This window comes from Hansschlegelia beijingensis (genome assembly GCF_045505405.1).
Taxonomy (GTDB): Bacteria; Pseudomonadota; Alphaproteobacteria; order Rhizobiales; family Methylopilaceae; genus Methylopila; species Methylopila beijingensis_A.
This window is the reverse complement of sequence record NZ_JBJKEX010000157.1, coordinates 1-6,717: the sequence shown is the minus strand read 5'-3', so window position 1 is coordinate 6,717 and position 6,717 is coordinate 1. Positions and strand designations below refer to the sequence as shown.

8 protein-coding genes are annotated in these 6,717 nt (G+C 69.7%); 1 reads left to right on the top strand and 7 read right to left on the bottom strand.

The window, feature by feature from the left end:
• The 7 genes from ACIKT0_RS10885 to rpsF form a co-directional block, all read right to left on the bottom strand.
• On the bottom strand, positions 1 to 415 hold a 415-nt coding region (locus tag ACIKT0_RS10885; RefSeq protein WP_407105365.1), incomplete at its 3' end, for an ATPase domain-containing protein.
• 4 nt (positions 416 to 419) lie between these two features.
• Entirely contained in the window at positions 420 to 1,532 is a 1,113-nt protein-coding gene (gene alr / locus ACIKT0_RS10880; protein ID WP_407105364.1) for an alanine racemase, read from the bottom strand.
• Positions 1,529 to 3,019 carry a replicative DNA helicase gene (locus ACIKT0_RS10875; RefSeq protein ID WP_407105363.1) on the bottom strand — a complete coding sequence of 497 codons (1,491 nt, stop codon included), beginning with the start codon at positions 3,017 to 3,019 and terminating at the stop codon, positions 1,529 to 1,531. Before ACIKT0_RS10875 ends, alr begins: the two co-directional genes overlap by 4 nt.
• A 234-nt stretch (positions 3,020 to 3,253) precedes the next feature.
• Positions 3,254 to 3,850: a 50S ribosomal protein L9 gene (rplI, locus tag ACIKT0_RS10870; protein ID WP_407105362.1), complete on the bottom strand. Its 597-nt coding sequence runs from the start codon at positions 3,848 to 3,850 to the stop codon at positions 3,254 to 3,256.
• A gap of 34 nt (positions 3,851 to 3,884) precedes the next feature.
• Complete coding sequence (locus ACIKT0_RS10865; protein WP_407105361.1) at positions 3,885 to 4,853, bottom strand: DUF2232 domain-containing protein; 969 nt, start codon at positions 4,851 to 4,853, stop codon at positions 3,885 to 3,887.
• Between the two features lie 189 nt (positions 4,854 to 5,042).
• Positions 5,043 to 5,291, bottom strand: coding sequence for a 30S ribosomal protein S18 (gene rpsR / locus ACIKT0_RS10860; protein ID WP_183396318.1), 249 nt, complete (start codon positions 5,289 to 5,291; stop codon positions 5,043 to 5,045).
• Complete coding sequence (rpsF, locus tag ACIKT0_RS10855) at positions 5,291 to 5,731, bottom strand: 30S ribosomal protein S6 (RefSeq protein ID WP_407105360.1); 441 nt, start codon at positions 5,729 to 5,731, stop codon at positions 5,291 to 5,293. The genes rpsR and rpsF overlap by 1 nt, the downstream gene beginning before the upstream one ends.
• Positions 5,732 to 6,027: 296 nt before the next feature.
• Here rpsF and ACIKT0_RS10850 point away from each other — a divergent pair.
• A partial coding sequence (locus tag ACIKT0_RS10850) for an ACP S-malonyltransferase (RefSeq protein WP_407105359.1) occupies positions 6,028 to 6,717 on the top strand: 690 nt, incomplete at its 3' end.

Here is a 6,717-nt window from a genome sequence, read left to right as displayed (position 1 = left end):
GCTGCGCGCGCAGCCGCACCTGCGCGGCCGCCTCTTCGCCCGAGACGTACACGACCCGGTGGCCGGCGTTGGCGAGCGCGGCGCTCGCCTGCAACAGCAGGGTGGACTTTCCGATTCCCGGATCGCCGCCGAGCAGCAGGATCGAGCCGACCACGAAGCCGCCGCCGGTGACCCGGTCGAGCTCGGCCATGCCCGAGGCGAGGCGCGGCGCCTCGTCCGGCGCGCCCGAAAGGCCCTCCAGCACCACGACCCGCCCGCGTCCGAGACCGCGCGAGGCCGACCCCCCGGGCAGGGGCGCGGAGGCGGCCTCCTGGACGATCGAGTTCCAGGCGCCGCAGGCGTCGCACTTGCCCGACCAGCGGTTATGGACGGCGCCGCATGACTGGCAGACGAAGGCGGGTTTGGCGCGGACCATAGGTTCAGGCGTACCGCCGCTCGTGACGCCTGCCGAGGGCCGTCAACACCTCGTAGCCGATGGTGCCGGACGCGCGCGCGAGATCGTCGACGCCCACATGGTCGCCCAGCATCTCGACCCAGTCGCCGCGCTTCACGGCGCCTTCGGGAACGTCCGTGACGTCGATGGCGATCAGGTCCATCGAGATGCGGCCGACATAGGGACACGGGATCTCGCCCACATAGGCCGAGGCGCCGCGGGCGTCGTCCGCCCCGCCGGCCGCGCGAAAGATTCCGTCCGCATACCCCACCGAGAGGATCGCCAGCCTTGTGGGGCGCCGGGTCGTCTCGACGCCGCCATAGCCGACGGCGGTTCCGGCCGGGACCTGCCGCAGCTGAATGACGCGGGCCTCGAGACGCACCACGGGCTTCAGGCGGACGGACCCTTCGTGGATCGGGTTCGAGCCGTAAAGCGAGACGCCCGGGCGACGCAGATCGAAGGCCAGATCGCCGTTTGTGGTTCTGCCCATCAGGGTCCCGGCCGAGTTCGCCAGGCTTGCGGGGACGTCCGGGGCGAGCGCGCGTAGCTCCGCGAACAGCGCGCGCTGGCGCTCGGTCTCCACCCGATGGGGCTCGTCCGCGCACGCCAGATGGCTCATCAGCAGAGAGGGGCGGAAGCCCGGGCCGCCCGAAGCGAACATCGCGCGCGCCTCCGCGGCCGACAGGCCGAGCCGGGTCATCCCAGTGTCGAGGTGAATCGCCGCCGAGGCGTCCGCCCCGGTCTCCGCGGCGAAGTCGCACCACTCCGCGATCTCTTCGGACGAGCCGAGCACCGGCCGCACGCGGGCGGCCGCGTAGTCGGCAGCGGTTCCCGGCGGCAGGCCGTTCAGCACGTAGATCATGGCGTCGGGCGCAGCGGCGCGCGCCGCTGTCGCTTCGTGAAGATGCGCGACGAAGAAGGTTCGGGCGCCAGCCCGTGTCAGCGCGCCCACGGCTTGCGGCAGACCGATCCCGTAGGCGTCAGCCTTCACGACAGCCGCGCATTCGCTGTGGGGCGCAAGAGCCGCCAGCGTGCGCCAGTTGTCCTGAAGCGCCCCGAGATCGATCGTGAGACGTCCGCCGGCGCAGCCTGCGGTCACATCTGATCCGGAAGATGGTCGGTCTGCGCGAGATTCCCGAACCGCGTGAACTCGGCCTCGAACTGCAGCTCGACCGTCCCTGTCGGACCATGCCTCTGCTTGCCGATGATCACCTCGGCCTTGCCGCTCACGTTCTCCATTTCCGTCAGCCACTGATCAAACTCTGGCGTGCCTTCGCGCGGTTTCTTGTTCTTCACGTAATACTCTTCGCGGTACACGAACAGCACGACGTCGGCGTCCTGCTCGATCGAGCCGGATTCGCGCAGGTCCGAGAGCTGAGGGCGCTTGTCGTCGCGGCTCTCCACCTGTCGGGAGAGCTGGGACAGCGCGATGATCGGCACCGCCAGCTCCTTGGCGAGCGCCTTCATGCCGGTGGTGATCTCGGTCATCTCCTGCACGCGGTTTTCGCCGCGCTTGGCCGAGCCGGAAAGCAGCTGGAGGTAGTCGACCACCAGAAGGTCGAGCCCCTTAGAGCGCTTGAGCCTTCGGGCGCGGGCCGCGAGCTGGGCGATCGACAGGCCGCCGGTCTCGTCAATGAACAGCGGCGAGCGCTGCATCTCGGCGACGGCTTCGGTGAGCTTGAAGAAGTCGCGCTCGTCGATCGAGCCGCGGCGGATCTTCGAGGACGAGATCTCGGCCTGTTCGGCGATGATTCGGGTTGCGAGCTGCTCGGCGGACATTTCGAGCGAGAAGAAGCCCACGATGCCGCCATTGACCGTCTTGGCGCGGCCATCCGGCTGGGTCTCGCTCTGGTAGGCCTTGGCGATGTTGTAGGCGATGTTGGTGGCGAGCGACGTCTTGCCCATGCCCGGGCGTCCGGCGAGGACGATGAGGTCGGAGGCCTGCAGCCCGCCCATCAGCCGGTCCAGGTCATCGAGGCCGGTCGCGATGCCCGAGAGGCCGCCGTCGCGCTTGTAGGCGCTGGCGGCCATGTCGACCGCGGTCTTGAGCGCATTGGAGAAGGTCTGGAAGCCGCCGTCGTAGCGGCCGTTCTCGGCGAGTTCGAACAGCTTGCGTTCGGCGTCCTCGATCTGCTGCCGGGGAGGCATGTCGACGGGCGCGTCGTAGGCGACGTTCACGACGTCCTCGCCGATGCCGATCAGCGAACGGCGCAACGCGAGGTCGTAGATCGTGCGCCCGTAATCCTCGGCGTTGATGACGGTGGTCGCCTCCGCCGCCAGCCGCGCGAGGTATTGCGCGACGCTCAGCCCGCCGAGGTCGAGGTCGGACGGCAGGAACGTCTTGATCGTGACCGGGGTCGCGGCCTTGCCGGCGCGCACCAGAGTGGCGACGATCTCGTAGATGCGCTGGTGCAGGCCCTCATAGAAATGGTCGGGCTGCAGGAAGTCCGACACGCGCCAGAAGGCGTCGTTGTTGACCAGAACCGCCCCAAGCAGGGCTTGCTCGGCCTCGATGTTGTTCGGCGCCTGCCGATAGGCGGGCTCCGGCTCGAGCAGTCGGCGGGCGAGGGAATCAGCGAGGGCCATGGCGTCCGGCTTGGGTGCGGCGGAGTTGACGAACTCTTAACAGGCCGCGCGGAGCTGGCGCGGCTCGATGCGGCCGAAGCCCGCGCGGCCCCCGATTCCCACAGGTCCTGAAACGGCGGCGGCGGTCGGCGCGCGAATCGCTTGACCGTGGCCGTCCATCGTCGCGCCGGTCTGCGTAAACGAAAAGCGCCCGGCGTGGAGCCGGGCGCTTTTGCAGGGACGAGGGGCAGACGATCAGCCTTCGGCTTCGTCGCCGGCCATCTCTTCGGCGTCCTCGCGGTCCCGGTCGCCGCGGTTCTCGTCGGCGTCCGGATCGTAGGTCTCGAACGCAGGACCTTCCTCGCGACGGCTCAGATCCTCGCCGGCGGCCTGACGCTCGGCCTCGGCCTCGGAACGCGCGACGTTGACGGTGATCGTCACCTCGACCTCGGGGTGCAGGCGCACCGGCAGCGGGTGCATGCCGATGGTCTTGATCGGCGCGTTGAGCACGATCTGGTTGCGCGAGACCGACATGCCTTCCTTCGTCAGCGACTCGGCGATGTCACGGGTCGACACCGAGCCATAGAGCTGGCCGGTTTCGCCGGCCTGGCGCACCAGCACCAGCACCGTGCCGTCGATCTTCTCGCCGACCTTCTCGGCTTCCGTCTTGAGCTCGAGATTGCGGGCCTCGAGCTGCGCGCGCTGGCTCTCGAAGAGCTTGCGGTTGGCGGCGTTGGCGCGCAGGGCCTTCTTGTTCGGCAGAAGGAAGTTGCGGGCGTAGCCGTCCTTCACGCGCACCTCGTCGCCCATCTGTCCGAGCTTGGCGATGCGTTCCAGCAGAATGACTTGCATTGGGGTGGTCTCCGTTCGGTCGTTCAGTTTGTGATCAGGGAAGATTGGCGGTGGCCGTGGCGGGCGGGCCTCCGGGAGGACCGCCGAAGCGCCGCCTCACGCCGAAGATCTGCTCCGCGACGCCGAGCCCCGCGAGGAACAGCAGGATCCAGGGCTGCAGCACGAGCATCCCGTAGACGGCGACGAGGATGAGGCCGCGCGCCGGCGTCGCCTGGGTGACGACGTGGACCACCGCCAGGCCCAGCAGCGCGAAGGCCATCAGGAAGGTGCCGGCGAACAGCTCCGCCACGAGCCCGGCGAGATCGGGCAGCAGGGAGCCCGCGAACCCGCCGAAGAGGCCGATGAACGCCTTGTTCGGGAAGGTGATCCGGCGCAGGTCCGGCCAGGGGCGGACGAGGCGGCCCGAGGCGCGCACGATCCGGGCCGCGAGCCACAGGTTGAACAGCGACGACGCGGTCCAGAAGCCGGCGGCCATGCTCGGCGCGAGCGCGGTCATCAGCTCGATGAGAGGCTTGGCGTCGGCCTCCGGAACCAGGCCGGGCGTCCCGCTGCGAGCCTCGAACCCCTTGGTGAACAGCTCCCGCAACGCAGCCCGATATTCCTCGAGCGAAGTCGCCACGAGCGGAATCGAGGCCGCCACCAGCAGGGCGCCGATCGCGGCGCACCACAGGACGAGGCGGCCCGGCGGATACCACTCCACGACGCCCCCTTCGCCGGGGCGGGCGAGCAGAGCCAGATAGGCGAGCCACCAGGAGGGCAGGCCCACGGCGATGGTGAAGTAGAGGGCGGTCTTGGGGCCGACCACGACGGCGAGGCAGGCGGCGCCGAACACGGTGGCGACGAGGCCTGCGAGATGGCGCCAGCCGGCGGCCGCGATCAGGATCGGCAGCGGGGCCGCGTAAAGCAGAAGCAAGGCGAGTGGCGAGCCCGACGCGGCTGCGGCGTAGAGCAGCGCGGAGGTCGCTCCTGCGCCGAGGCCGATCAAGAGGGGAGAGCCGCGCATGCGTGTCGTCCTGCTGTCCCGCGCGTGGCGCGGTTAGAGCCTTTCGGGCTCAACGGCGCCGGCCGAAGCCGACGCCTTGGAGAGGGCTTCCGCGCGGGCCGCGCGGAAGCAAGAGCGGATCCCGGAGGGGCGAAGCCGGAGCCTCGCGATTTACCGGGACAGGACCGCGGGCTCAGCGCCCGCGAAAGATCACTTGATGACGTAGGGCAGCAGGCCGAGGAAACGGGCGCGCTTGATGGCGCGCGCGAGCTCGCGCTGCTTCTTGGCGGACACCGCCGTGATGCGCGACGGCACGATCTTGCCGCGCTCGGAGATGTAGCGCTGCAGCAGCCGCACGTCCTTGTAGTCGATCTTCGGCGCATTGGCGCCCGAGAACGGGCAGGTCTTGCGGCGGCGGAAGAACGGGCGGCGCTGGCCGCCGGAAGTCGCGGTAGCCATCAGTTCGCCTCCTGTCCGGATTCGCTGCGACGCGGGCGGTCCTCGCGATCACGACGGAAGCCGCCGCCCTCGCGGCCGCCACGGCCGCCGCCCGGACGGTCATCGCGATCGTCGCGGTCGCGACGCTGCAGCATGGCCGAGGGGGCTTCCTCGAGCTCCTCGACCTTGATGGTCATGAAGCGAAGGATGTCTTCGGAGATGCCCATCTGGCGCTCCATCTCGGCCACGGCCGCGGCCGGAGCGTCGATGTTGAGCAGCGTGTAATGAGCCTTGCGGTTCTTGTTGATGCGGTAGGCGAGGGGCTTCACGCCCCAGTACTCGGTCTTCTTGACCTCGCCGCCCTGACTGGTCAGGACCTGCGTGTACTGGGCCGTCATCTCCTCGACCTGCTGCGACGTCACGTCCTGGCGCGCCAGGAAGACGTGTTCGTAGAGCGGCATGTGGTCGGGACCTTCGGGTTCAGTTGACGTCAGTCGCTCGGCGCGAAGCCCTCCGAGCCCGTAAAGGCCCGAACGATTTCTCGAAGGCGGAGACACGGGAGGCCGGATCCTGCGATCCTGGCTGGGCGACGCCCAAGCCCCTCCGTTCAGCCCCCAGCCGAACGACGTGAAGCGGCGCGTATAGAGGATCAGGGCCGGCAAGACAAGGCGGCTCGTGTCGCCTGCCGCGGTGGGCGGCTTGACAGGCCGTGCGCCCGCCTGCTTTGCAGCCGCCTCCATTACACGGGACACGCGCTTTGAGCATCGCTCTGATCTTTCCGGGCCAGGGAAGCCAGCAGGTCGGCATGGGCCGGGCGCTGGCGGACACGTTCGCATCGGCCCGCGCGGTGTTCGAAGAGGTCGACGCCGCGCTCGGCGAGTCGCTTTCCACGACGATCTTCGAAGGTCCCGAGGACAAGCTCACCCTCACCGCCAACGCCCAGCCGGCGCTGATGGCGGTCAGTCTCGCGACCCTGAGGGTGCTGGAGGCGGAAGCCGGGCTCGACGTCGCGCGACACGCGGCGTTCGTCGCCGGTCATTCGCTCGGCGAGTATTCCGCGCTCGCGGCCGCCGGCAGCCTTGCAGTGCCGGATGCGGCGCGTCTGCTCCGGATCCGCGGCGAGGCCATGCAGAAGGCGGTCCCGGTCGGCGAGGGCGCCATGGCGGCGCTGCTCGGCCTGGACCTCGACGCCGCCCGCGCCGTCGCCGAGGAAGCGGCGGAAGGCGAGGTCTGCCAGGCCGCGAACGACAACGCGCCGGGGCAGGTGGTGATCTCGGGAACGAGGGCGGCGATAGAGCGCGCCTTGCCGATCGCGAAGGCGAGGGGCGCCAAGCGCGCCGTGCTGCTGCCGGTGTCGGCGCCGTTCCACAGCGCGCTGATGCAGCCTGCGGCCGAAGCGATGCGCGAGGCGCTCGCCGGCGTGAAGATCAGCGCCCCGCGCGCGCCC